Here is a 254-nt window from a genome sequence, read left to right on the forward strand (position 1 = left end):
CTATATCTTTAGATCTTTTTATTTCTTCTTCTTTTGGAGTAAAACATTTATGTGCTAATTCAATTTGTTTTGGATGAATTAATAAACATCCTGCAAAACCCATTTCAAAAGAAATATTTTCCTCTTTTTCAAATCCTTCAAAATCATTTAAAGATAGATATGGAGTATCAATTGGCAATATTCCAGCTGCTCTCGATGCTAATGCAATAACTGCCCTTGGATAATCAAAAGTCAATGGAGAACCTCCATTGACT

At 30.7% G+C, this 254-nt stretch carries 1 pseudogene; it reads right to left on the reverse strand.

Annotation, left to right across the window (positions count from 1 at the left end):
* Nucleotides 1–235: pseudogene (locus tag ACS2QP_RS28145) on the reverse strand (hypothetical protein); the annotation flags it as partial.
* Between the last annotated feature and the right edge of the window lie 19 nt (nucleotides 236–254).

Source organism: Bacillus cereus group sp. Bce019, from assembly GCF_051781745.1.
Classification (GTDB): domain Bacteria; phylum Bacillota; class Bacilli; order Bacillales; family Bacillaceae_G; genus Bacillus_A; species Bacillus_A cereus.